The 23,907-nt window shown below is 72.8% G+C and carries 21 protein-coding genes and 1 tRNA gene; 11 read left to right on the forward strand and 11 right to left on the reverse strand.

Annotation, left to right across the window (positions count from 1 at the left end; genetic code table 11):
* Nucleotides 1–58: 58 nt before the first annotated feature.
* Nucleotides 59–143: transfer RNA gene (locus PLJ28_RS05130), tRNA-Tyr, on the reverse strand.
* 130 nt (nt 144–273) lie between these two features.
* Here PLJ28_RS05130 and PLJ28_RS05135 point away from each other — a divergent pair.
* On the forward strand, nt 274–762 hold the full coding sequence (locus PLJ28_RS05135; RefSeq protein ID WP_010143175.1) for a YajQ family cyclic di-GMP-binding protein: 489 nt from the start codon (nt 274–276) through the stop codon (nt 760–762).
* An 8-nt stretch (nt 763–770) separates the two neighbouring features.
* Nucleotides 771–1,253, forward strand: a complete 483-nt coding sequence (locus PLJ28_RS05140) for a hypothetical protein (protein ID WP_183527653.1) — start codon at nt 771–773, stop codon at nt 1,251–1,253.
* A gap of 1 nt (nt 1,254) precedes the next feature.
* Here PLJ28_RS05140 and htpX read toward each other — a convergent pair whose 3' ends face one another.
* From htpX to PLJ28_RS05160, 4 genes are all read right to left on the reverse strand, one after another.
* Nucleotides 1,255–2,118 carry a zinc metalloprotease HtpX gene (gene htpX, locus PLJ28_RS05145; protein WP_183527655.1) on the reverse strand — a complete coding sequence of 288 codons (864 nt, stop codon included), beginning with the start codon at nt 2,116–2,118 and terminating at the stop codon, nt 1,255–1,257.
* Between the two features lie 90 nt (nt 2,119–2,208).
* Nucleotides 2,209–3,597, reverse strand: a complete 1,389-nt coding sequence (locus PLJ28_RS05150; RefSeq protein WP_324589943.1) for an FAD-dependent oxidoreductase — start codon at nt 3,595–3,597, stop codon at nt 2,209–2,211.
* 126 nt (nt 3,598–3,723) lie between these two features.
* Nucleotides 3,724–4,026 carry a hypothetical protein gene (locus PLJ28_RS05155; RefSeq protein WP_010143170.1) on the reverse strand — a complete coding sequence of 101 codons (303 nt, stop codon included), beginning with the start codon at nt 4,024–4,026 and terminating at the stop codon, nt 3,724–3,726.
* A 55-nt stretch (nt 4,027–4,081) separates the two neighbouring features.
* Nucleotides 4,082–4,399 carry a hypothetical protein gene (locus tag PLJ28_RS05160; protein ID WP_324589944.1) on the reverse strand — a complete coding sequence of 106 codons (318 nt, stop codon included), beginning with the start codon at nt 4,397–4,399 and terminating at the stop codon, nt 4,082–4,084.
* 205 nt (nt 4,400–4,604) lie between these two features.
* Here PLJ28_RS05160 and PLJ28_RS05165 point away from each other — a divergent pair, with 205 nt between their 5' ends.
* From PLJ28_RS05165 to rarD, 5 genes are read left to right on the forward strand one after another with little or no spacing between them, the layout of a single operon-like run.
* Entirely contained in the window at nt 4,605–4,898 is a 294-nt protein-coding gene (locus PLJ28_RS05165) for a hypothetical protein (protein WP_183527659.1), read from the forward strand.
* Between the two features lies 1 nt (nt 4,899).
* Entirely contained in the window at nt 4,900–6,258 is a 1,359-nt protein-coding gene (gene eccD / locus PLJ28_RS05170; RefSeq protein ID WP_183527667.1) for a type VII secretion integral membrane protein EccD, read from the forward strand.
* Complete coding sequence (locus PLJ28_RS05175; protein WP_183527669.1) at nt 6,258–7,331, forward strand: nucleotide-binding protein; 1,074 nt, start codon at nt 6,258–6,260, stop codon at nt 7,329–7,331. The genes eccD and PLJ28_RS05175 overlap by 1 nt, the downstream gene beginning before the upstream one ends.
* Nucleotides 7,328–11,392: a type VII secretion protein EccCa gene (gene eccCa, locus PLJ28_RS05180; RefSeq protein WP_298044835.1), complete on the forward strand. Its 4,065-nt coding sequence runs from the start codon at nt 7,328–7,330 to the stop codon at nt 11,390–11,392. Before PLJ28_RS05175 ends, eccCa begins: the two co-directional genes overlap by 4 nt.
* Complete coding sequence (rarD, locus tag PLJ28_RS05185) at nt 11,389–12,297, forward strand: EamA family transporter RarD (protein ID WP_183527681.1); 909 nt, start codon at nt 11,389–11,391, stop codon at nt 12,295–12,297. Before eccCa ends, rarD begins: the two co-directional genes overlap by 4 nt.
* A gap of 28 nt (nt 12,298–12,325) precedes the next feature.
* Here rarD and gabT read toward each other — a convergent pair whose 3' ends face one another.
* Nucleotides 12,326–13,681 (reverse strand): 4-aminobutyrate--2-oxoglutarate transaminase, encoded by a 1,356-nt coding sequence (gene gabT, locus PLJ28_RS05190; RefSeq protein WP_298044836.1) that lies wholly within the window; start codon nt 13,679–13,681, stop codon nt 12,326–12,328.
* 142 nt (nt 13,682–13,823) lie between these two features.
* Here gabT and PLJ28_RS05195 point away from each other — a divergent pair, with 142 nt between their 5' ends.
* Together PLJ28_RS05195 and PLJ28_RS05200 are read left to right on the forward strand one after the other, a co-directional pair.
* Nucleotides 13,824–14,303, forward strand: a complete 480-nt coding sequence (locus PLJ28_RS05195) for a hypothetical protein (RefSeq protein WP_324589945.1) — start codon at nt 13,824–13,826, stop codon at nt 14,301–14,303.
* Nucleotides 14,300–14,797, forward strand: a complete 498-nt coding sequence (locus PLJ28_RS05200; protein WP_183527687.1) for an HIT family protein — start codon at nt 14,300–14,302, stop codon at nt 14,795–14,797. The genes PLJ28_RS05195 and PLJ28_RS05200 overlap by 4 nt, the downstream gene beginning before the upstream one ends.
* Here PLJ28_RS05200 and PLJ28_RS05205 read toward each other — a convergent pair.
* Nucleotides 14,773–15,843 carry a polyprenyl synthetase family protein gene (locus tag PLJ28_RS05205; protein WP_183527689.1) on the reverse strand — a complete coding sequence of 357 codons (1,071 nt, stop codon included), beginning with the start codon at nt 15,841–15,843 and terminating at the stop codon, nt 14,773–14,775. The genes PLJ28_RS05200 and PLJ28_RS05205 overlap by 25 nt on opposite strands.
* A gap of 9 nt (nt 15,844–15,852) precedes the next feature.
* Nucleotides 15,853–17,172, reverse strand: coding sequence for a geranylgeranyl reductase family protein (locus tag PLJ28_RS05210; RefSeq protein WP_183527691.1), 1,320 nt, complete (start codon nt 17,170–17,172; stop codon nt 15,853–15,855).
* A 55-nt stretch (nt 17,173–17,227) separates the two neighbouring features.
* Between PLJ28_RS05210 and PLJ28_RS05215 the strand changes: the two genes are divergently transcribed.
* Nucleotides 17,228–18,667, forward strand: a complete 1,440-nt coding sequence (locus PLJ28_RS05215; RefSeq protein WP_324589946.1) for an isochorismate synthase — start codon at nt 17,228–17,230, stop codon at nt 18,665–18,667.
* Here the strand turns inward: PLJ28_RS05215 and PLJ28_RS05220 are convergent.
* On the reverse strand, nt 18,630–19,079 hold the full coding sequence (locus tag PLJ28_RS05220) for an Lrp/AsnC family transcriptional regulator (protein WP_183527695.1): 450 nt from the start codon (nt 19,077–19,079) through the stop codon (nt 18,630–18,632). The two genes, PLJ28_RS05215 and PLJ28_RS05220, sit on opposite strands and share 38 nt — an antisense overlap.
* 86 nt (nt 19,080–19,165) lie before the next feature.
* On the opposite strand from PLJ28_RS05220, the gene PLJ28_RS05225 reads away from it, so the two are divergent.
* Nucleotides 19,166–20,392, forward strand: coding sequence for an NAD(P)/FAD-dependent oxidoreductase (locus PLJ28_RS05225; RefSeq protein WP_183527697.1), 1,227 nt, complete (start codon nt 19,166–19,168; stop codon nt 20,390–20,392).
* Here the strand turns inward: PLJ28_RS05225 and menD are convergent.
* Complete coding sequence (gene menD / locus PLJ28_RS05230) at nt 20,389–22,314, reverse strand: 2-succinyl-5-enolpyruvyl-6-hydroxy-3-cyclohexene-1-carboxylate synthase (RefSeq protein ID WP_298044839.1); 1,926 nt, start codon at nt 22,312–22,314, stop codon at nt 20,389–20,391. The genes PLJ28_RS05225 and menD overlap by 4 nt on opposite strands.
* A 102-nt stretch (nt 22,315–22,416) precedes the next feature.
* Nucleotides 22,417–23,907: PhoX family protein (locus PLJ28_RS05235; RefSeq protein ID WP_324589947.1), on the reverse strand; the 1,491-nt coding region annotated here is incomplete at its 5' end.

A 23,907-nucleotide genomic window follows, 5' to 3' on the forward strand; every position in this document is an offset into this window, starting at 1 on the left:
CCCGGGAAGGCCGAAGGCCCCGGGACCGTGGTGGTCCCGGGGCCTTGGCGCCGTTCACTGGTGGCAGATGAGGGATTCGAACCCCCGTAGGCAATGCCAGCTGATTTACAGTCAGCCCCCTTTGGCCGCTCGGGTAATCTGCCGCGGGCCCTCCCCGGACGCATCCGTGGAGCAGGCGAGAACTCACTTTACCGGAGCCCTGCCCTGATTCTGAAATCCGTGACGGGTAGGCTGGCCACGACACCGGAAACCACCCCCCACGGAAGAGGAGACATGGCCAGCGATTCGACGTTCGACGTGGTCAGCAAGGTCGACAAGCAGGAGGTCAGCAACGCGCTGAACCAGGCCCAGAAGGAGATCGCGCAGCGGTACGACTTCAAGGGCGTCGGCGCGGAACTCGACTTCAGCGGGGAGTCCATCCTGATGAAGGCGAACTCCGAGGAGCGCGTCAAGGCGGTTCTGGACGTGTTCCAGTCCAAGCTCGTCAAGCGCAACATCTCCCTGAAGTCCCTGGACGCCGGCGAGCCGTACGCCTCCGGCAAGGAGTACCGCCTGGAGGCCTCCATCAAGGAGGGCATCGACCAGCCCACCGCGAAGAAGATCACCAAGCTGATCCGTGACGAGGGACCGAAGTCGGTCAAGGCCACCATCCAGGGCGACGAGCTGAGGGTCTCCTCCAAGTCACGGGACGACCTGCAGTCGACCATCGCCCTGCTCAAGGACTTCGAGGACGCCGACCTGCAGTTCATCAACTTCCGCTAGGAGACGCCGTGCTCTACCTGATCACCCCGGACAGCACCGTCTACACCGCCGACATCGAGCTCGGCCTCGCCCTGGCCGATGAGAAGGCCGGCCGACGCCGCCTGGCCGACCTGGACTGGCGGCCGGACCCGGGCACGGTGGAACCGGCACGGCTGCTGGCCCTGGCCCTGCGGCACGGCATCGACGCCCGCCGGGGCCTGGTGGTGCACGGCGGGTTCGTGGCGCAGGCGCTGGAACCCGACCGGCTCAGGGCCGTGCAGCAGAACCACCGGCTGGTGACCCAGCAGCTGGAGTCGATCGCGGACGAGCCCCGGTTCGAGGACCGGGCCTGGTTCCGGCACGAGCGGGCGGTGGCGGAGGAGGCCCGGCAGGCCTCCAACGGCGCCCTGCGCGAGGCCGAGAAGAGGGCGGAGGAGCTGGCCGAGGACCCCGTGCAGGACCACCTGGTCCGGGCCTGGCAGCGCGCCGGAGGGCTGGCCCCGGCCGAGTGACTCAGCCGAGCTGGCGGGCCATGCCCTCCAGCCGCCGGACGCGGTCGCCCATCGGCGGGTGCGTGGAGAACAGCTTCCGCACGTCCCGGAACGGGTTGGCGATCATCAGGTGCGCGGTGGTCTCCAGCCGGGGCTCCTGCGGCAGGGGCGCGGCCTGGATCCCGTGCTCCAGCTTGTACAGGGCCGAGGCCAGTGCCAGCGGGTCACCGGTCAGCTTCGCCCCGTCCTCGTCCGCGTCGTACTCCCGGGTCCGCGAGATGGACATCTGGATCAGGGACGCCGCGATCGGGGCGAGCAGCGACAGGGCGATCAGGGCCAGCGGGTTGACGTTGCGGTTGTCCCGGCCGGCCCCGAAGAACATCAGGAACTGCGCCACCGAGGTGATGACGCCGGCCATGGCCGCCGCCACGGAGGACGTCAGGATGTCCCGGTTGTACACGTGCATCAGCTCGTGCCCGAGCACGCCGCGCAGTTCCCGGGCGTTGAGCATCCGCAGGATCCCCTCGGTACAGCACACGGCGGCGTGCTGCGGGCTCCGTCCGGTCGCGAAGGCGTTCGGGGACGGCGTGGGCGCCACGTAGAGCCGCGGCATCGGCTGGCCGGCCCGGTCGGAGAGCTCGCGGACGATCCGGTACATCTCCGGCTGCTCGGCCTCGGTGACCGGGTAGGCGTGCATGGACCGGATGGCGATCTTGTCGCTGTTCCAGTAGCTGTAGGCGGTGGAGGCCACGCCGATCAGCGCGAAGACCCAGATCCACGCCGCCCGTCCGGTGCCGGCGGCGATCGCGCCACCGATGGCCAGCAGCACGGCGAACATGCCCGCGAACAGCAGGGTCGTCTTCAGTCCGTTGTTGTGGCGGTGCACGCCCACGTCCTCTCGGGTCTCGTGTCCGCTACAACGCAGCCCGGCCCCCGCAGATTCCCCGCGGGGCCGGGCTGCGGAGGCCGGCGGCGATCACTGCGCGCGGCTGATGTCCACCATCTCCTCGCGCGCGACCACCTTGACGCGCTCGCGCTCGACCGGACCGGACTCGGTGGCCGCGGCGCCCAGGGAGAGCTCGTGGGCGTCCAGCTTCAGCCAGCCCTCCCACGTGGTGTACCGGACCCCGCGCTCGGTGAGCAGGTCCAGGATCGACTGCTCGTCCGGGACCTCGGCCGTCCACAGATCGGACTGGTCCTCCAGCAGGCACCCGATCGTCTCCAGGGCATCGCCCTTGGTGTGGCCGATCAGGCCCACGGGGCCGCGCTTGATCCAACCCGAGGTGTAGACACCGGGCACCGGGGTGCCGTTCCCGTCCAGGACCCGGCCGGCGTCGTTGGGGATGACGCCCCGGCGCTCGTCGAAGGCGAGCCCGGGCACCGGGGACCCGTGGTAGCCGATGGCGCGGTAGACGGCCTGGACCGGGTAGTCGGTGTACTCCCCCGTGCCCTTCACGTTGCCGGTGCCGTCCAGTTCCATGCGCTCCATGCGCAGCCCGGTGACCGCACCGTCCTCGCCGAGGACCTCCACCGGTTGCTGCAGGAAGTGCAGGTGCAGCCGGCGCGAGGCCCCGGTGTCCTGTTCCTCGACCAGCCAGTTGGTCAGCGTGCCGACCATGGTCTTGACCTGGTTGTTGGAGGCGGCCGCGTCCTCGGAGGCGGCGTCGAACTCGAAGTCCTCCGGGTAGAGCACGATGTCCACGTCCTTCGAGTGCGCCAGCTCGCGCAGCTCCAGCGGGGTGAACTTCACCTGGGCGGGGCCGCGGCGGCCGAAGACGTGCACGTCCGTCACCGGGGAGGCCTTCAGGCCGGCGTACACGTTCTCCGGGATCTCGGTCACCAGCAGGTCATCGGCGTGCTTGGAGAGCATCCGGGCCACGTCCAGGGCCACGTTGCCGTTGCCGATCACCGCGACCTCCCTGGCGGTCAGCGGCCACTCGCGGTCCACGTCCGGGTGGCCGTCGTACCAGGACACGAAGTCGGCGGCGCCGAAGGAGCCCTCGAGCCCGATGCCCGGGATGTCCAGGTCGGCGTCCCGGATGGCACCGGTGGAGAAGACGACCGCGTCGTAGTGGCGGCGCAGGTCCTCCAGGGTCAGGTCGGTGCCGAAGTCCACGTCCCCCAGGAAGCGGATGTCACCGCGGTCCATCACCTTGTGCAGGGCCTTGACGATGCCCTTGATCCGCGGGTGGTCCGGGGCCACGCCGTAGCGGATCAGCCCGTACGGGGCGGGGTAGCGGTCGAACAGGTCGATACTGAGCTCGAAGTCCCGTTCGGCCTTGGTCAGCAGGTCTGCCGTATACACGCCAGCCGGCCCGGCTCCGACGATCGCGAGGCGAAGGGGGCGGTCGGGGGCAGAGGTCACGAAGTGTCCTTCCGTAAGACGAGAGAGCAGACAGCACTCCAGTCTATCCTCCGGGCGACGGCGAGGGGCGGTGACGTGCACCTCCGTGGTGCAGGTCACCGCCCCTGGGTGGTGAGAACCGGGGGATCAGGCGCGCATGCCGGCGATGGCGCCGGAGGCACGGGAGTGCGCGGTGGCCGCGGTGTCGTCGTTCTTCTCCATCAGCTCACGGGCCTGCACGACCAGGGCCCGCACGGCGTCGGCGGCCTCGAGCCACTTCTGCTCGACCATGTCGTAGTCGGCGTCGTTGTCCGTGGCCTGGTAGTTGGAGGCGACGTAGTTCTTCTGGGACTCGCGGTCACCGATGATGCCCTCGATGCGGCCGGTGATGGCGGCGACCTCGGCCTCGTAGGAGGCGGCTGCGCCGGAGTCGTAGGAGATGGTGCTCATGGGTCATGGTCCTTTCGGGGGTCGGGTGGGAGGGGCGAGGGGTGCGCCGGGCGGCTCAGCGGCCCATCGGGAAGTCGACCGGCTGGGCCTCGGCGTCCGAGGTCATCGTCTCCTCCTGGTCGACGTAGGACTTGTACATCTCGCCCTGGCCGACGTTGATCAGGCCCAACGCCTCGTACAGCTTCTTCTCGCAGGCGTCGACCTCGACCATGAAGTTGTTGTAGGCCACGGCACCGGAGCCCTTGAAGGTGTGCTTGAGCTGCTCCACGGCGTTCTCGAGGTTCACGACCTCGGCGAGCAGCTGCTCCCCGGAGTCACCGGAGTCCTGCATGGACTTGTGGAAGACGTCGATGTCCGTCATCTCGAGCTTCATGAGCTGGTTCATCCCCTTGGGTGTCATAGGCCCGGTGGCCCCGTGGCGTGTGGTCCCATCCTCCGAGCCCGGGCCGGGGAGAGTCAACCGGCCCCGATGGGGAGAACTACCCATGTCCGGCCGGTATGGGGTGTCCGTCCGGGGCCGCCGGGACTGGAATGATAGGCAGGGTCGGTGACGGGACACGAGAGGGGGATCGCAGCCCATGGCGATGGACTTCGACGCGCAGCTGATCGAATCGGTGGAGGTGCGCCGGAACCGGCTGACGTCCGCCTTCCTCTTCGGCGCCAACCCCACCGAGCGGCGCTGGCGGGAACGGACCCGGGTCCTCGTCTACGGCGTGGTCACCGCGGCCCTGGCCTGCGCCCTGTGCGTGGCGATCTCCTTCGTGGTCATGGTCATCACCAACTGGCAGGACGAACGTGCCGAGCGCGAACAGCGCCAGAGCCAGTCCCTGAACGCCGCCCCCTCCTCCTCCCCGTTGCCCGGAAGGTCCTGACGTGCCCCACCCCTACACGCGCATCTCCCTGTCCGGCGAGCGCCGCAACGCGGACCTGCTGCTGCCCTCGGACACCCCCGTCGGGGCGCTGATGCCGCAGATCCTCGACGTGCTCGACGACCGGCCCCGGGAGTCCCTCGGCGCGAAGGTGCTCGTGCGCTCCGACGGGGACACCGTGCCCGCCGTGCAGACCTTCGCGGAGGCCGGGGTGCTCGACGGCGAGCGCCTCGCACTGGTCTCGCAGACCGAGGCCCCGCCGGCCCCGATCATCTACGACCTCAACGACACCGTCTCCGATGCCACCGACGCGGTGCCCGGACGCTGGTCGGACACCTACCGGTTCCTCGTCTGCGGGGTGCTCGCCGCCCTCGGGGCCTGGCTGGCCGTCGTCGGGCTGCTGGACCGCTTCCTGGCCGAGGACGCCTGGACCGGGTGGGCCTGCTTCGGCGTGGCCGCCGTGCTGCTCGTCACCGGCGCGTCCCTGGCCGCCCCGGGACGGATGCGGGCGGTCGCCGGGACCCTGACCGGCACCGGGGCGCTGTTCGCGGCCACCGGGCTCGTGCGCCTGGGACTGGACACCCCATGGCTGGCGGTGGGCCTGGGGGCGCTGACCGCGCTCGTGCTCGGGTTTCTCGGGTTCGTGGTCCGCCGGCCCCTGTCCATGTTCATCGCCGCCGCCGTGACCGGGGGGCTCACCCTGACCTGGGCGGTGGCCCCGGCGGTCGCCGCGTGGGCCATCGGCGGCAGGGACGCGGAGGTGACCGTCGGCGCGGCGGGCATCGCCGGGGTCGTCACGCTGCTGGTGCTGGGCCTGCTGCCGACGATCGCCCTGGGCGCCTCCGGGCTGGCCGGGCTGGACGACGGCCAGGCCGGCGGCCGGCCGGTGCTGCGCACGGACGCCCGGCGGGCCATCGAATCGGCCCACGGCGGGTTGATCGCCAGCGCCGTCGCGTGCGCGGTGTCCCTGGCGCTGGCCGTGTGGCTGGTGGGCACCGACACCCGCGGGCACGCCTTCTCGCTGCCGATGCTGGCGTTCCTGGCCCTGGCCGTCGGGCTGCGGGCGCGGTCCTTCCCGCTGGCGGCCCAGCGCATCCCGCTGTACCTGGCCGCCGCGACCGGGGTGCTGGCCCTGGTCCGGCTGGCCGTCGACTTCCTGCCCGAGGCCGACGCCGTGTTCCTGGTGGTCCTGCTCGGCCTCGCCCTGCTGACCGGTTCCGGTCTCTCGGTGACCCTCCCGGAACACGCGCAGGCCCGGGTGCGCCGCACCGGGGACACCCTCGAGGGCCTGGCCCTGTTCGCCGTCATCCCGCTGCTCATCGGCTACTTCGGGATCTACGCCTCACTGTTGGAGACCTTCTGATGACCCGCCTGAACGATCCCTGGACCGACGCCGGCCCCCTCCCGGACCGCCCCCTCCCCGGTTCCGCAGACGCCCGGTGGTCCACCCCGGTGGACCTGCGGTCCGACGTGGCCCGCGGCCAGGACGACCCGCTGACCGGTTTCGAGCCGGTCGCCGATCGGGCGGCCCGGCAGTACGCCCGCCGGCCAGCCCTGTCCCTGTGGGCCCGCTCGGCCCGCGCGCTGGGCGCCCTGTTCCGGCACGACCCGACCCCGGAGCGGATGGCCGCCCACGCCCGGGTGATCCAGGCCCCGGTCACCACCGGGCGCCGGATCGCGGTGGTGTCCCTGCGCGGCGGCGCCGGCAAGACCACGGTGAGCGCCATGATGGCCCGGACCTTCGCGGCGCTGCGCCCCGAGCCGGTGGCCGCCGTGGACCTGGATCCCGCCCTGGGCTCCCTCGGGCTGCGCCTGGGCAGCACGACCCTGTCCGTGCCCGCCCCCGGCGCGGACCAGCTCGCGGCCGAACTGTCCGCGATGACCTCGGCCACCCTCGAGGAGGTGGGCTCCCGGATGGCGGTGTCCGGGGAGGACCTGTTCCACACCGGGCCCCGGGTGGCCGGCCACCCACTGGGCGACGCGGCGACCACCGCGCTGTTCTCCGGCCTCTCCCGGTACTTCCCCGTCACGGTCCTGGACTGCCCCACCGGGCCGCAGTCCCCGGACGCGGCCGCGGCGCTGGCCCGCAGCCACGCCGCCGTGTTCGTCACGCCGGCCACCCCCGCGGGCATCGACGAGGCCACCGGGTACCTGCGGCACTGGCGGGAGGACCCGTTCCTGTCCTCGGTGCCGGTGGCGGCCGCCGTCGTCGCCACCGACGCGGCCGGGGTCCTGGACCCGCTCGCCCAGGCCGCGGCCCTGAGCCGGGTGGGCGTGCTGTCCGTGGCCCTGCGCCACGACCGGCACCTGGCCACCGGGGTGGGGGTGTCCCTGCCACTGACGCGTCCGGAGAACCGGATGGCCGTGGCCGAGCTGTCCGGCCGTGTCCTGGGCCTGGCGAACGGGGCCGGTCCGGCGCGGGGAGGGCACCGGTGAGCCAGAAGGTCGTCCACCGCCCGGCGCGGACGTCCGCGCCGGCACGCCGGTTCCGGCCGTTCTCGATCGAGGGCCCCCAGCCGGTCGACCCCGCGGCCGCCGAGGCCGGGGGCGGCAGCATCATGACGATCCTGCCGATGCTCGCCGCCGGCGGTTCGATGATGGTGATGATGACGTTCCGGCAGAGCCCGTTCGCCGCCGTGGGCGCCATCGCCATGATGGTCTCGGTGGTGGTGGGCGTGGCCATGTTCATCTCCACACGGGGCAAGGCCAACCGGCAGCGCACCATCCTGCGGGACACCTACACCCGGTACCTGGAGCGCACCCGCGCGAGGCTGCGGGACGAGGAGATCGAGGCGCAGCAGGCCGCCCGGACCGCCAGCCCGCCGCCGGCCGCCCTGTTCGACATCGTCCGGGACCCGGCCCGGCTCTGGGAGCGGCGCCGCTACCACGAGGACTTCCTGCGCTGCCGCATCGGTTCGGGGCACCTGCCCACCCGGGACATCGGCGTGAACCTGCTGGAGACCGCCACGGCCATCCAGGACGAGTTCATGGTGCGCGAGGCCGAGGTGCTCCAGCGCCGCTTCGAGGCCGCCCCGCACATGCCGGTCACCGTGCCGCTGGACTCGGCCGGGAACATCTCCGTGGTGGGCCCGCGCGAGTTCGTCCTGCAGGTGACCCGGTCCCTGCTGACCGGTGCCGCGGCCCTGCAGTCCCCCGAGGACCTGCGGATCGCGGTCATCACGCCCCGTCACCGGCGCCCGGACTGGGACTGGCTCGAACTGCTCCCCCACCTGGACGACACCTCCGCCCAGCACTTCACCGGCGCGGTCAAGCTCATCGCCCCGGACGCGGGCTCGTTGCTGGAACTGCTCGACGCCGACCTGCAGTACCGCTCCAAGGCCGCCGGGGAGAACACCCGGTTCGGCACCGAGCTCACCTCCGGCCCGCCCACCCTGTCCCGGCTCGTGGTGGTGGTGGACGGTTACGGCGCGGACGCCCAGGACCTGGACTTCGGCGACTCCCACTTCAGCCTCCAGGCCCGGGGCATCACCGCCCTGCACCTGTGCGCCGACCGGTTGCAGGAACCCTCCGAGGTCTCCCTGCGCCTCACCGGCCAGGGCCCGCGCCCGGACGGCCGGACCGGTTTCCTGCTGGAGGACCGGACCCGGGACCAGGGCAGCCCCGAGCGCACCGAGGGCGGGCTGGACCCGCTGGACGAGCACACCGCGGCCGGGATCGTCTCCGAGCTGGCGCCCCTGCGGCTCTCCCTGGACTCGCTCGAGCGCACCGGGGCGGAGACCGCCGCCTCACGGTCCTTCCTGCAGATGCTGGAGCTGTCCCCGCAGCTGGACCGGGCCGACGTCGAGCGGCTGTGGCAGCCGCGTCCCCACGCGGACTTCCTGCGGGTTCCCCTGGGGCCGGACGAGAAGGGCAAGCCGGTGCTGCTGGACCTGAAGGAGGCCGCTCAACTGGGGATGGGCCCGCACGGGCTCTGCGTGGGCGCCACCGGCTCCGGCAAGTCCGAGATGCTGCGCTCGCTGGTCTTCGGCCTGCTGGCCACCCACTCCCCCGAGGTGCTGGCCATGGTGCTGGTCGACTTCAAGGGCGGGGCCACCTTCGCCCCGTTCGAGGGCGCCCCGCAGGTCACCGGCATCATCACCAACCTCTCGGACGACCTGACCCTGATCGAGCGCGTCTACGCCTCCCTGAACGGGGAGATCCTGCGCCGGCAGGAGGTGCTGAGGTCCGCGGGGAACATCGCCAACATCACCGACTACCAGATCCACCGCGAGGAGCAACTGGCCTCGGGCCGGCAGGACAGGCCGCTGCCGCCGCTGCCCCACCTGGTCGTCATCATCGACGAGTTCGGCGAACTGCTCACGGCCCGCCCGGACTTCATCGACCTGTTCCTGTCCATCGGGCGCATCGGCCGGTCGATCGGCGTACACCTGCTGCTGAGCTCCCAGCGCATCGAGGCCGGCAAGCTGCGCGGTCTGGAGACCTACCTGTCCTACCGGATCGGGTTGCGCACCCTCTCGGAGTCCGAGTCCCGCACGGTGCTGGACACCCCGGACGCCTTCCACCTGCCCCCGCTGCCCGGGTACGGCTACCTCAAGGTGGACACCACCGTGTACTCGCGGTTCAAGGCCGGCTATGTCTCCGGCCCGATGGAGGACGAGGTGTTCGAGGACGAGGCCGAGGTCCCCGACCCGGCGGACGAGGTCCCGCCCGTGCTGCGGGCCACGGACTACGCCCTCGTGCTCGAGGAGGCCCGCACCGCCGCGGGGACCGGCGGGGCCGCCCCGGCGGGGTCCGTGACGCAGGACGGCCCGGCCCGCCGCACCACCGGACCCACGGTGATGTCCACCATGATGGACACCCTGCGCACCTTCCCCCGTTCGGTGCAGCCGATCTGGCTGCCGCCGCTGCCGCCGGCCATCACCCTGGACCAGGCGGTGGGCGAGCCGAGGAACACCGGCGACGGACTGCGGCTGCCCGCCGGCGGCGACCTCACCGTGCCCATCGGCCTGCTCGACGACCCCGCCCGCCAGTGGCAGGGATTGTGGGAGATCGACTTCACCGCCGGCTCCGGCAACCTGCTGGTCCACGGCGGCCCGCAGTCCGGCAAGTCGACCACGCTGCGCACCCTGGTCGGCGCGCTGGCGCTGACCCACTCCCCGCACCAGGTCGGCATCTACTGCGTCGACCTGCTCGGGGCCGGGATGCTGCCCCTGCAGCAGCTGCCGCACGTGGGCGGGGTGGCCATCCGCACCAACCGGGAGGTCATCACCCGCACGGTGGACGAGGTGGCGGGCATGCTCGCCCACCGCGAGCGCATCTTCGAGCAGTACGCCATCGACTCCCTGCCGACCATGCGCAGGATGCACGCCGAGGGCCGCCTGCCCGAGCTGCCCAGCGCGGACATCTTCCTGGTGGTCGACGGCCACGGCCAGTTCGCCGAGGAGTTCGAGGAGCTCGTGCCCAAGGTCACCGCGATCATGACCCGCGGCGGCGGCTACGGCATCCACGTGGTCACCACGGTGAGCCGGAACAACGAGGTCCGCTCCACCCACCAGTCCTTCTTCACGCACCGGCTGGAACTGCGCCTGACCGATGCCGGCGAGTCCACGATCGACCGCAGGCTGGCGGACAACGTCAATCCGGAGGCCCCCGGGCGCGCCCTGACCCCGGCCGGGCTGCAGGCCCACGTGGCCCTGCCGCGGATCGACGGCCGGGCCGAACCCGGTTCCGTCACCGACGGGCTCAGGGAGCTGGTCGGCCAGGTCGGGTCCTTCACCACCGGTTCGGCCATGAAGGTCCGGGTGCTGCCGGGCGTCGTCGAGGCCGCAACCTGCCCCACGCCCGAACGGCAGGGCCTGCTCCCGCTGGGGCTGCGCGAACTGGACCTAGGCACCGAGTGCCTCGACCTGGAGCACAAGGACCGCAACCTCATCGTCATGGGCGACGAGGAGACGGGCAAGACGAACCTGCTGCGCAACGTCATCCGCCGCTTCACCGCCACCCACACCGACGAGGAGCTGTTCTTCGTGGTCTGGGACCCGCGGCGGGTGCTCGGTGACGAGGTCCCGGAGGACTACCTGGGCGGTTACGCCACCAACGCGGCCGTGGGCGCCCAGCTGACCAACGCCGTGCTGCAGGAGATCAAGAAGCGCCAGGACCCCGGCCAGGACCAGTCGGTCCCCCAGCGCCGCGCCCGGATGGTCGCCCTGATCGACGACTACGACATCCTCACCGTCGGCGGGGGCCAGTCCCCGCTGGCGCCGCTGGTCCCGTTCATCCCGATGGCCGCCGAGCTGAGGATGAACTACGTGCTGACCCGGCGCGTGCGCGGGTCCTCCCGCGGCATGTACGAGACCTTCTTCTCCACCCTGCGGGACAACGGGACCTCCGCGCTGATCCTGTCCGGGGACAAGGGCGAGGGCAGCCTCATCAACGGCGTCAAGGCGCGCAGGCTGCCCCCGGGGCGCGGCCAGCTGCTCGTCACGGGCAAGCCCGTCATGACGGTCCAGACCTTCTACGACGGCGCCTCGCAGTGACCACGGCCCAGCGTCCCGTCACCCCGGGCGGGCTGGCCTACGGGGCGGGGGCCTACCTGTTCTGGGGCGGGCTGCCGCTGTACGTGGCCGCCACGGCCCCGGCGACCGCGCTGGAAGTGGTCCTGGTCCGCATCGGCTTCACCCTGGTCACCTGCGCCGTGCTGCTGTTCGCCCTGCGTCGCTGGCACGAGGTCGGCCGGCTCCTGGGCAGCCCGGGCCGCCTGGGAGCCACCACCCTCGCCTCGGTGCTCATCGGCGCGAACTGGGCCATCTACACCTACGCGGTGGTCTCCGGGCAGACCCTGGAGGCGGCGATGGGCTACTTCATCCTGCCTCTCGTGTCCGTCCTGGCTGGCGTGGTGATGTTCGGCGAACGGTTGCGCCCGGCCCAGTGGGTGTCTGTGGGCCTGTCCGTGGCCGCGGTAGCGGTCATGGTGGTCGGTCACGGGTCCTTCCCCTGGCTCGCGGTGGGCCTGGCCCTGAGCTTCGGGGGCTACGGGATCGCCAAGAACCGGCTCGGGGTCTCCGTGAACCCGGTGTCCTCGCTCGCCGCCGAGACCGTGGTCCTGGTCCCCGTGATGGCGGCCGGTGTCTGGTGGCTGTCCGCATCGGGCCGGCTCACCCTGCTCTCCGAAGGTGCCGGTCATTTCTGGATCCTGGCCGCCTCCGGACTGGTCACGGCCATCCCGCTGATCCTCTTCGGTGCCGCCGCCGGGCGCCTGCCGCTGTCCGTGATGGGCATGCTGCAATACCTGACCCCGGTGATCCAGTTCCTCGTGGCGCTGCTGGTCTTCGGTGAGGAGATGACCGCCGGCCGGTGGGCCGGGTTCATCCTCGTCTGGTGTGCCCTGCTGGTGCTCAGCTGGGACTCGCTGCGGGCCGCACGGCGGCAGCCGCGGGGGTGATCCCGGGCCCGGGCAGCCCGGGCGGGGATCACCCCGCGGCGTCGCGGACGACCGCCTCGAGCACGTCCATCGCCTCGAGCAGCAGGTCCTCGCCGATCACCAGCGGCGGCAGCAGCCGGATGACGTTGCCGTAGGTCCCGGCGCTGAGGATCACCACGCCCTGGGACCGGCAGCCGGCGATGATCCCCTGCACGATCTCCGCGTCCGGCTCACGGGTGCCGGGCCGCACGAACTCCATGGCGAGCATGGCGCCGCGGCCGCGGACGTCCCCGATCACGCCCGTCTGGGCGGCCAGGGCCTCCAGGCGGGGACGGACGATCTCCTCGATCCGCCGGGCCCGGCCGCTCAGGTCCTCCTGGCGCATGGTGGCGATCGCGCCGAGGGCGGCCGCGCAGGCCACCGGGTTGCCGCCGTAGGTGCCGCCCAGGCCACCGCCGTGGACGGCGTCGAGCAGTTCGGCCCGGCCCACCACGCCGGCCAGCGGCAGGCCTCCGGCCATGCCCTTGGCCACGGTGATGAGGTCCGGGACGATCCCCTCGTGCTCCGCGGCGAACCACGCCCCGGTGCGGCAGAACCCCGTCTGCACCTCGTCGGCGATGAACACGATGCCCTGCTCGCGGGCGTACTCGGCCAGTCGCGGCAGGAAGCCGGGCGCCGGGACGATGAACCCGCCCTCACCCTGGACCGGTTCGATAACGATCGCCGCGACGTTCCGGCCGCCGAGCTGGCTCTGCATCATCCGGATCGCGCGCTCCGCGGCCTCGTGGCCGGTGATCTGCGGGTTCTCCTCGCGGAACGGATAGCTCATCGGGGCCCGGTAGACCTCCGGGGCGAAGGGGCCGAACGTGGTCCCGTCCCCGCCCTTGTAGGGCGCGTTCTTGGCGGTGAGGGCCATCGTGAGGTTGGTCCGGCCGTGGTAGCCGTGGTCGAAGGCCACGACGGCGGAGCGGCCGGTGGCGATGCGGGCGATCTTGACGGCGTTCTCCACGGCCTCCGCACCCGAGTTGAACAGCACGGCCTTCTGGGCGTGGTCCCCCGGGCTCACCTCGACCAGGGCCTCGCAGACGGCCACGTACCCCTCGTAGGGCGCGACCATGAAGCAGGTGTGGGTGAAGTGCCCGACCTGCTCCCGCACGCCCTCGACCACGGCGGGGGCCGAGGCGCCGACGCTCGTCACGGCGATGCCGGACCCGAGGTCGATGAACGCGTTGCCGTCCACGTCCACCAGGATCCCGCCGTCGGCGTCCTGGACGTAGAACGGCTGCCCGGAGGACACCCCGGCGGCCACCACCCGCTCGCGCCGGGCGGCCAGGGCCGCGGAGCGCGGGCCCGGCAGGTCGGTGGTCAGGGTGCGATGCTGGTCCAGGCGGTACTCGATGGTCATGACGACGAGCGTAGTGGCGCCGCCCACGGCAGAGATAGGGCGGGGCTCCACGGCACCCCGGTCCGCGGAGCGCACCCGGCGGGGCGCCGGCCGGCGCGGGGCCGGGGCCGGCCGGTCGGGGCCGGAGCCTAGACTGAGGACCATGTCTGCCGAACCCCTCTTCCTCGCCCGCTTCAAGGACCTCGTCCCCGCCCACCTGGACGCCCCGTGGTCACCCGAGGACGGCCTGGAGGCCGGTGAACTGGACGCCCTGCTGTCCGCCTCGCCCGCAGCGCAGGCCGCGCAGGCCGCCGGCGGCACCTTCCGCGTCCCGCTGGCGCTCTACGAGTTCCACCAGGCCCTGGGCAACTGCCCGGACCTGTTGGAGACCGGGCACTTCTTCTGGGACGCCGACGAATTGGACGTCCGGGACGGGTACCTGATGTTCCTGGAGGATGCCGAGGAGAGCACCGTCTGGGGGCTGCCGGTCGCGGACGTCTCCCTGCCGGACCCGCTGGTCTGGCGCCGCACCACCGGGGCGGACGAGGAGCACGGCGAGTGGAGTTGCGAGGGCGGCACCTTCAGCGAGTTCACCCTGGACCTGCTGGAGTGGACCTTCGAGGAGGAGGGCGAGGACGCGTGATCCCGTCCCACGCCCCCGAAGGGTATGTCTGCCCGTTCTGCGGCCTGGTCGACGGCGACGTGTCCGACCCGGACAACCGCTGCGAGCTCGAGGACCTCGTCTACCAGGACGAGGACGTGATCGTGTTCATCGCGGTGGACGGCTTCGGGCCGTACGAGGGGCACGCGATGATCTCCCCGGCCCGGCACTACGAGACGCTCTACGAGCTCCCGGACCACGTGCTGCAGAGGATCGCGCTGATGGCCCGTCACGTGGCCCTGGCCATGAAGCGGGCTTGGGGGCCGGAGGGCATCTCCACCCGCCAGCACAACGAACCGGCCGGGAACCAGCACGTGTGGCACTACCACCTGCACGTGTTCCCGCGCTGGAGTGACGACATGCTCTACCGCCAGATGCGGCACGCCGTCGAGCCGGAGGTCCGGGCCCTGAAGGCCCGGGAGCTCGCCATCACCCTGGAGGACGTGCTGGCTCAGGCGTCGCGGCGCACCACGTAGTCGGCGAAGGCCTCGAGGGCGTCCTTCACGGGCGAGTCCGGCAGGGGGGCCAGGGCGGCACGGGCGTCGTCGGCCCAGCCGCGGGTGATCTCCCACGCGGACTCGATCACCGGGTGCGCGGCCACGGCAGCCACGGCGGTGGCCAGCTGCTCGTCCGTGTCCAGCGGCCCGTCCACCAGCTCCAGCGCGGACCGGGCCGCGGCGTCCCCGCGGGCGGCCTCCTGGCGCAGCAGCAGCACCGGCAGGGTGGGCACCCGCTCCTTGAGGTCGGTGCCGGGGACCTTGCCCGAGGTGGCCGAGGCGCTGGTCAGGTCGATCACGTCGTCGGCCAGCTGGAACGCCATGCCGACCTTCTCGCCGTAGTCCTCCAGCGTGTCCACGGTGGCCTCGTCGGCGCCGCCGAAGAAGGCGCCCAGGCGGCCGGCCGCGGCGATGAGCGACCCGGTCTTGCCGGAGATCACGCGCAGGTAGTGCTCCAGGGGGTCCTGGTCCTGTTGCGGGCCCACGGTCTCCCACAACTGGCCCATCACGAGCCGCTCGAAGGTGCGGGCCTGGATGGCCACGGCCTCGGGCCCGAGCGAGGCCATCAGCTGCGAGGCCCGGGCGAAGATCAGGTCCCCGGCCAGGATGGCCACGGAGTTGCCCCACAGCTCGTGGGCGGCCGGTGCCCCGCGGCGCACGGGCGCCTCGTCCATGACGTCGTCGTGGTACAGGGTGGCCAGGTGCGTCAGTTCCATCACGACGGCGGCCGAGCGGACCGCCGCGGACACCTCGCCGACCTGCCCGGTGCCGACGCCGGGGTCGCCCAGCAGGGAGGACAGCACGGTCAGCAGGGGACGGACGCGCTTGCCGCCGGCCTCCAGCAGGTGGCGGCTGGTCAGGTCGGCCAGCTGGTCGGCGTTCGCCACGGCCTCGGCGAGCTCCTGCTCGACCCGGTCCAGGGCGGTCGCCACCGTGGCCAGCAGCTCGCCGTTCTCGGCCAGGCGCTCGAAGCCGGGCGGCAGCGCGAGGCTGCCCACGGAGACGTCGGGTTCAGGAGAGGTCACCGGGACAGCCTATCCAACCTTCACCTCGCGGGAGGCATCGGGCCCCAGCGTGGTGGCCGCCGGGACCGCGGACTCCAGCAGCCGCACCAGCCGGTCCACCGGCGCGGTGCCGTCCGCGTCCACCAGGTTCGCCATCACCTGCACCACCCGGCGCAGCATCGCCGGTGTCCGCATGCCGGTGGCCAGGGCGGCCCTGAGCACGGCGGGGTGGCCGATGAGCCGGGCGAACGAGGACCCCAGGGCGAAGTGCCCGCCCCACGTCTCGTGGGTGAGCAGCGGGTACCGGGCGAGCTCGGCCTCGCGGCCGGCCGGCGTGGCGCGCCGCAGGGCGCTCACGGTGACGTCCGCGGCCAGCCGCGCGGCCTCCATGGCGAAGGAGATGCCCTCCCCGTTGAAGGGGGAGACCATGCCGGCCGAGTCCCCCACCAGCAGCATCCCGGGCACGTGCTGCGGGGTGCGGTTGAAGCCCATCGGCAGGGCCGCGCCCAGGATCCTCGACTCCCGGGTCTGCTCGCTCAGCCCCCAGGTCTCGGTCAGGGCCCCGCTCCAGTCCTTGAGGATGGCGCGGTAGTCGAGCTTGCCGAACTGCGGGGAGGTGTCCAGGATGCCGAGCCCCACGTTGACGGTGCCGTCCCCCAGGGGGAACAGCCAGCCGTAGCCGGGCAGCAGGTTGCCGTCCGCGTCCGGGAGCTGCAGCCAGGACTCCATCCACTCGTCGTCGTGGCGCGGGGAGGAGTAGTAGGCGCGCACGGCCACGCCCATGGGCCGGTCGTCGCGCTTGGACAGCCCGGCCGATACGGCGGTGCGGGTCGAGTTGCCGTCCGCGGCGATCACCACGTCGGCGTGGAAGTCACGGGACTCGCCGGTCTTCCGGCCCCGGCCGTCCAGCAGCTCGGCGCGCAGCCCGGTCACGGTGCCGGCCCCGTCCCGCAGCACCGAGCTCACCGAGTGGCGCTCCAGGATGGTGGCGCCGGCGGCGCGGGCGTGGGCGGCGAGGAGTTCGTCGAAGTCGTTGCGGGTGCGCACCAGGGCGTAGTCCGGCCAGGTGTCCGTCTGGGGCCAGGGCACCTCCACGGCGCGGCCCCCGGCCACCAGCCGCAGGCCCCGGATGCGCTGCCAGCCGTCCTCGGGGGCGTGGGCGAGGCCCATCAGGTTCATCTCGCGCACCGCCTGCGGCGTCAGCCCGTCCCCGCAGACCTTCTCCCGCGGGTAGGCGGTCTTCTCCAGGACGATGACCTCGACGCCGGCGCTCGCCAGGTGCCAGGCCGCCGTCGCCCCGGCCGGGCCACCCCCGGCGATCAGTACCCGGGTTCTCGTTGCAGGTTCCACCCGGCCATTCTCCCAGACCGGCCGGACCCTGCCGGGCCGGTAGGCTTGACGGGTCATGAACACCCCCGGTATTGGGGCGCCCCCACCGCGACTGGCGTCCGTCACCTCCGCCCGCCCCGTCCCCGGGGGCGCGGCCCTGGCGGACCTGCTGGTCTCCGGCGACGAGTGCGCCTGGATCCGCTTCGGTGAGGGGATGGTCGGACTCGGCACCGCCGCCCGGTTCACCACCACCGGGCCCGGCCGCTTCGACGCCGCCCGGCGCTGGTGGATGGCCGCCACGGCCGCGGAGGCCGCGGACACGTCCCGGACCACCCTGCCCGACGCCGGCCTGCCCCGCCGTGCCCCCCTCGCCTTCGCCGCGTTCGCCTTCGCCGACGACAGCCCCGCCGACTCGGTCCTCGTGGTCCCCGAGTTCGTCGTCGGGTCCACGGGAGGCCGGACCTGGCTGTCCTGGCAGGTGGACCTCGACTCCCCCGAGTACGCGGCGCGTGCGGCCGCCGGCTGGCGCCCCGGCGTCCGGGAGGCCGAGGAGCGGCTGACCGCCCTCCTCGCGGCCCCGGCCCGCCCCCGGCCGGCCACCGCCGCCCTCGAGCTCACCGAGGGCGCCATCTCCGCGGACGGGTACCGCGAGGCCGTCGCCCGCGGGGTGCGGGAGATCGAGGCGGGGACCCTGACGAAGCTCGTCCTGGCCCGGGACGCCGTGGTCACCGGTGCCGTCGACGTCCCGCAGGTGCTGCGCACCCTGACGGAGCAGTACCGGGACTGCTGGACCTACTCGGTGGGCGGGCTCATCGGGTCCACGCCCGAGATGCTCGTCAAGGTGGACGGCGACACGGCCCGGGCCCGCGTGCTGGCCGGCACCCTGGACCGCGACGGCGCGCCGTCCGGCGCGGACGGCGCCGACCACGCCCGCCGGCACCTCGTCGAGGACCGCAAGCAGCGTCACGAGCACCGCCTGGCCGTCGACTCCCTGACGGAGCGTCTGCGGCCCTTCACCACGGCGCTCGAGGCCCCCGAGGAGCCGTTCGTCCTCGAGCTGCCCAACGTCTGGCACCTCGCCACGGACGTCACGGCGCGGCTGGTGGGCGCGGACGGCGTCCGGCGCACCGGGCCCGGTGCCCTGGCGCTGACCGAGGTGCTGCACCCCACCGCGGCCGTGTGCGGCACCCCGCGGGACGCCGCCGCCGCGCTCATCCACCGGCTCGAGGCCGAGGAGCACGGCCTGGACCGGGGCCTCTACGCCGGTCCCGTGGGCTGGCTGGACGGCAACGGCAACGGCGAGTTCGGCATCGCGCTGCGGGGGGCGGTCGTCGAGGACGAGCACACGGTGCGCCTCTACGCCGGTTGCGGGATCGTGGCCGCCTCGGACCCGGCGGCCGAGCTGGCCGAGACCGGTGCGAAGATGCGGCCCATGCTCCAGGCCCTGGGCCTGCGCGCCGGGGCCGTCCCGTCCGAGCTCAGTCCGCCAGCCGGCCCGGGGCGTGCTCGAAGATGACCGACGTGTTCGTGGCCGCCACCTCCTCGCGCACGCTCAGGGTCTCGGACACCAGCGTGCGCAGGGCGGCGGCGTCCTGCACCGCCACGTGCAGCAGGAAGTCCCGGTCCCCCGAGACGAAGTACACGCGCTGCGTGGCCGGCAACCGCTCCAGGTAGTCCTGGAACCGCTTGAGCCCGGCCCGGGCGTGGGAGTGCAGGCGGATCGAGATCAGCGCCTCGAGCCCCAGGCCCAGCACCACCGGGTCCACGGTGGCGTGGAAGCCCGAGATGGCGCCGGAGGCCACGAGTGCCCGGACCCGCTTGTGGCAGGTCGACTCCGCGATCCCCACCCGCGTGGCCAGCTCGCTGAAGGGCATCCGGCCGCTGCGCTGCAGGACCCGCAGCAGGGCCAGGTCGATCTCGTCGGGCACGGTGGAATCCTTCGATTTCTGGGCGGAACGCGAGGATTCCGCCGTTGTCACCCCCAGACTAGGTGAGATCTGTCACGCTGGTCAGCATGAACACTGCACTCGTCATCGGCGCTGGAATCGTGGGCCTCAGCACGGCCTGGCATCTGCAGGAACGGGGCGTGGACGTCACGGTCCTGGACCGGGAGGGCGTGGCCGCCGGGTCCTCGTGGGGCAACGCCGGCTGGCTCTCCCCCGGCAAGACCATCCCCCTCGCCGAGCCCGGGCTGTGGACCTACGGCCCCACCGCGCTGCTGGACCCGGACGCCGCCCTGCACGTCCCGGCCCGCTGGGACCCGGCGACGTGGTCCTTCTTCGCCCGGTTCATGGCCCACGCCAGCCACCGGACCTGGGACCGGACCATGGCGGCCCTGACCCCGATCGACCGGATGGCCCTGGAGGCCTTCGACGAGCTGACCGGTTCGGGGGTGGACTCGTGGACGCGCGAGGGGCCGTTCATCGTGGGGTTCACCGAGGAGCGCCACGCCACCGGCTTCCTGCGCGAGGTGGAGGGCGTCGTCCGGCACGGGCAGGACGTGCCGCTCGAGCGGGTGGAGCACCCCCGCGAGCTGGCCCCCCAGCTCTCCGACGCGGTCGGCGTGGTCTACCGCCTGGACGGCCAGCGGTTCATCGAGCCCGGGCCCTTCGTCCAGGCCCTGGCCGACTCCGTGGTGGCCCGGGGCGGGACCCTGCGCACCGACGCCGAGGTCACCTCGATCACGACCGGCGGGGCCCATCCCGGCGTCGTGCTCTCCACGGGCGAGGCGCTGGGCGCGGACGCGGTGGTCGTGGCCACCGGCGCCTGGCTGCCGAGGCTGGTGCGTGGCCTCGGCGTGAAGGTGCGCGTCCAGGCCGGCCGCGGCTACTCGTTCACGGTGGCCACCGAGCAGCCGGCGCGGCACTCGGTGTACCTGCCGTTCCAGCGCATCGCCTGCACGCCGTACCAGGGGCGGTTCCGGATCGCCGGCACCATGGAGTTCCGCGGGCCCGACGAGCCGCTGCAGCCCCGCCGGATCCAGGCGATCGTCAACCAGGCCCGGAACCTGATGACCGGGGTGGACCTGGACCACCGCCAGGACGAGTGGGTCGGCTCACGCCCGGTGACCCCGGACGGGCTGCCGATCGTGGGCGCCACCCGCGCCCCCGGCGTGTTCGTGGCCGGCGGTCACGGCATGTGGGGCGTCGTGCTGGGCCCGGCCACCGGCAGGCTGCTCGCCGAGCAGATGCTCACCGGCCGGACCGACCCGGCGATCGCCCCGTTCGACCCGCTGCGCTAGAAACTGTCCCGCACCGCCTGCTCCACGAGCCGGCGCACCTCCGGCCGGGCGGCCCGGTCCGACCGCAGCTCCAGCACGCGGCGCCCCCGGACCGGGTTGCCCAGGCCGAGGGCGGCGATCAGGTCCCGCTCGCTGGTGACCGGCGCCCACTCCACGCCGTAGGCCGCGCACAGCGCCCGCACGTCCACCGCGTGGGGCGTGCCGAAGAACCGTTCCACCACCGGGCCCATGCCCGGGCGCCCGGCCACCTCCCCGTGCTCCAGGCCGGCGAAGATCGCCCCGCCGCGGTCGTTGACCACCACGATGTCCAGGTCCGGTTCGGCCTCCCCGGGCCCGACCAGCAACCCGCCCGCATCGTGCAGCAGCGTCAGGTCCCCACACAGCAGCACGGTGCGCCGGCCGGTGGCCAGGGCGATGCCGCTGGCGGTGGAGACCGTGCCGTCGATCCCGGACAGCCCGCGGTTGGCGTAGACCACCGAGGCCGGGGCCGTGGGCGGTCGCCAGGACAGGTTCACGTCCCGGATCACGGACGAGGACCCCAGCACCAGGGGGCCCGCCACCGTGGTGGCCACCAGCTGTCCGGTGCGCAGCGCTCCCGGGTGGCCGACGTCGTCGTGCCGGGTGGCCAGCGCCTCGTCCAGGGCGGACTGGGCGCGGTGGCCGGCCCGCTGCCAGTCCGTCAGCCAGCCGGTGGGCCCGCGGCCGGCCACGACGGCGAGCTCCTCGAGGTCCTCCACCGGGCGCTCGCGCCGGCTGCCCGGCACGAACCAGGCCACCGGTTCGGGCTGGTGGAACGCCGTGTGCAGGTCCTCCCGGCCCAGCAGGGCGGTGACCTGGCGGGTCAGGGTGGGCCGGCCGAACAGGATGACCTGCTCGATGCGCCCGGCCAGCGGGTGCGAGTCCTCCCCCAGCCCCCCGGCGGATCCGATCAGCAGCGGGTAGGCACCGATCGCGTTGGGGCCGAACCGCGCGTTGGACCCCGGCTCGGCGAACAGCGGCAGCCCGAGCGCCGAGGCGAACGCGGCGGGCAGCGGTCCGGAACCGTGCCCGGCCACCACCACGGTGCGGGCCTCGTGCAGTCGCGAGACCTCCAGGTCCAGCTGCTCGCTCAGGTCCACGGGGCTGATGACCAGGTCCCCGTCCGGTCCGGTGAGCAGTTCCTCGCCGGCGCCGGCGTCCCAGCCTGGCTCGGGAACGTCCGAGGCGTCCGGCACCAGCGGGTCCCGGAAGCGCAGGTTCAGGTGCACGGGGCCCGGGGCGGACTCGCGGACGGCCACCCCGGGGACCCCGCCGAAGCCCTCGACGTCCTCGGTGTCGAAGCCGTTGGCCGCCAGCAGCGCGCGTGAGACCGTGCTGGCCAGGTGCTCGCGGTGCTCCCGCAGCGCGGCGGCCACCGGGTCCGCGTCCGGACCGGAGACCCGGGCCGCCTCGGCGGCCAGCCAGGCGGGGATCTCGTCGGACCCTTCGGGCGCCGGCACGTCTCCGGACAGCGTCTGGGAGAAACGCACGTGCAGGGGGAAGATCCCGTCCTGGGCGGTGGTCTGGTTGGCCCCGGTGCCCTGCAGCTCCACCGGACGGTCCGCGGTCAGCGCGATGAGTTGCACGCCCGCGTGGTCGGCCTCCATCAGGGCCGGCAGCAGGTTGCCCACCGCGGTCCCGGACGTGGTCACGACGCCGACCGGCCGGCCCGAGGCCAGCGACAGGCCCAGCGCGGTGAAGGCGGCCACGCGTTCGTCGATGCGCACGTGCAGGCGCACCCGCCCGGCCTTCTCGGCCTCGGCCAGGGCGTAGACCAGGGGGGCGGAGCGGGAGCCGGGCGCGATGACGGCCTCGCGCAGTCCGCCCTCGAGCAGGGCGTCGGTGACGGTGCGGGCAACCTGCAGGGAATCCAGGGCGGGCGTGGGGTCCGGGGAGTGCTCCATGGGCACATCCTACGGAGGGAGGCTGATCAGCAGGTTAACGGCCGAGCGGTGCACGGAGGAGATCCGTGCACCGCTCGGGGTCGGCCCGGGTGTCGGCTCAGGTCAGTGGCGCCGGCCCCTGCCCGTGCCGTTGTTGCCGGAGGTCGAGAAGACCTGCACGACGGAGGGGCGCGGCACGGCGACCCGGTCCCGCACCTGCACCGGGCCGGAGGCCGGCAGGTAGTCCGGGAAGTACGAGGTGTGCTTGCCCCACTCGCCGTCCTCGCCCGGGTGCTGGACGTTGACGAACACCGAGTTGTCGCGGTCGTGGATGACCGGGCCACAGGTCTCGGCATCCACCGGGACCGAGAGGAACTGCTCCACGCGGCCCCGGTTGCGGCCCTCGAGGGTCACCTTGTGCAGGGCATCGCCGAAGCCGATCTTGCCGGGGGCGCCGTCGGTGGAGATCCAGAGGTTGCCCTCGGAGTCGAACGCCAGGTTGTCCGGGCAGGAGATCGGCGAGACCTTCTCCGCCGGGAACCCGGAGAAGTACGCCGATTCGGACTTCGCGGGATCGCCGGCGAGCAGCAGGATGTTCCAGGAGAACCGCTCGGCGGTGTGGTCACCGCGGCGCTCGACCATCTCGATGACGTGGCCGTCACGGTTGCCGGCGACCGGGTTGGCCTCGTCCGCGGTCTGCGCGGTCCGGTCCGAGTTGTTGGTCAGGGCCATGTACACCTTGCCGGTGACCGGGTTGGTCTCCACGTCCTCCGGGCGGTCCATCGGCGTGGCACCGACCCGGTCCGCGGCCAGGCGGGTGTGGACCAGGACCTCGTCCACGGTCATGCCCTTCACCAGGGACCGGTTCCCCCGGACCAGCGGGATCCACCGGCCGCGGCCGTCGAAGGCGCCGTCGGAGGGGAGGTCACCGGATCCGTCGATCTCGGACTCCGGGGAGTCCCCGCGGAACTGGGCCACGTACAGGGTTCCGTCGGAGAGCAGCGTCATGTTGTGGCGCTTGTCCCCCTTGCGGTACCTCTTCCGGGAGACGTACTTGTACAGGTAGTCGTTGCGCTCGTCGTCGCCGGAGTAGACCACCGCGTGACCGTCGCGGGACAGCACCGCGGTGCCGGCCTCGTGCTTGAACCGGCCCAGTGCGGTGTGCTTGACCGGAGTGGAGGTGGGGTCCTCCGGGTCGACCTCCACGATCCAGCCGAAGCGATTGGCCTCGTTCGCGTAGCCCTCGTTGTTCAGGTTGAAGCGAGCGTGGACGGTCTCCCACTTGCGCTCCGTCGGGCCCGGCTTGATGCCGATGCGGCGCTCCTCGGCGGCACCGGTGCCGACGAAGTACTGGTTGAAGTTCTCCTCGCCGGAGAGCACGGTTCCCCACGGGGTGGTGCCGCCGGCGCAGTTGTTCAGGGTGCCCAGCACGGTGGTGCCCTCGGGGTCTTCCACGGTCTTGAGCAGGTCCGAGCCGGCGGCCGGACCGTCCACCGCGAAGGGGGTGAAGCCGGTGATGCGGCGGTTGCGCCGCCCGCCGCGGACGTACTCCCACGGCTGGCCCCTGCCCTCGCGCCGGAGCTCGACCACGGACATCCCGTGGGCCGCGATGCC

Source organism: Citricoccus sp. (genome assembly GCF_035445025.1).
Classification (GTDB): domain Bacteria; phylum Actinomycetota; class Actinomycetes; order Actinomycetales; family Micrococcaceae; genus Citricoccus.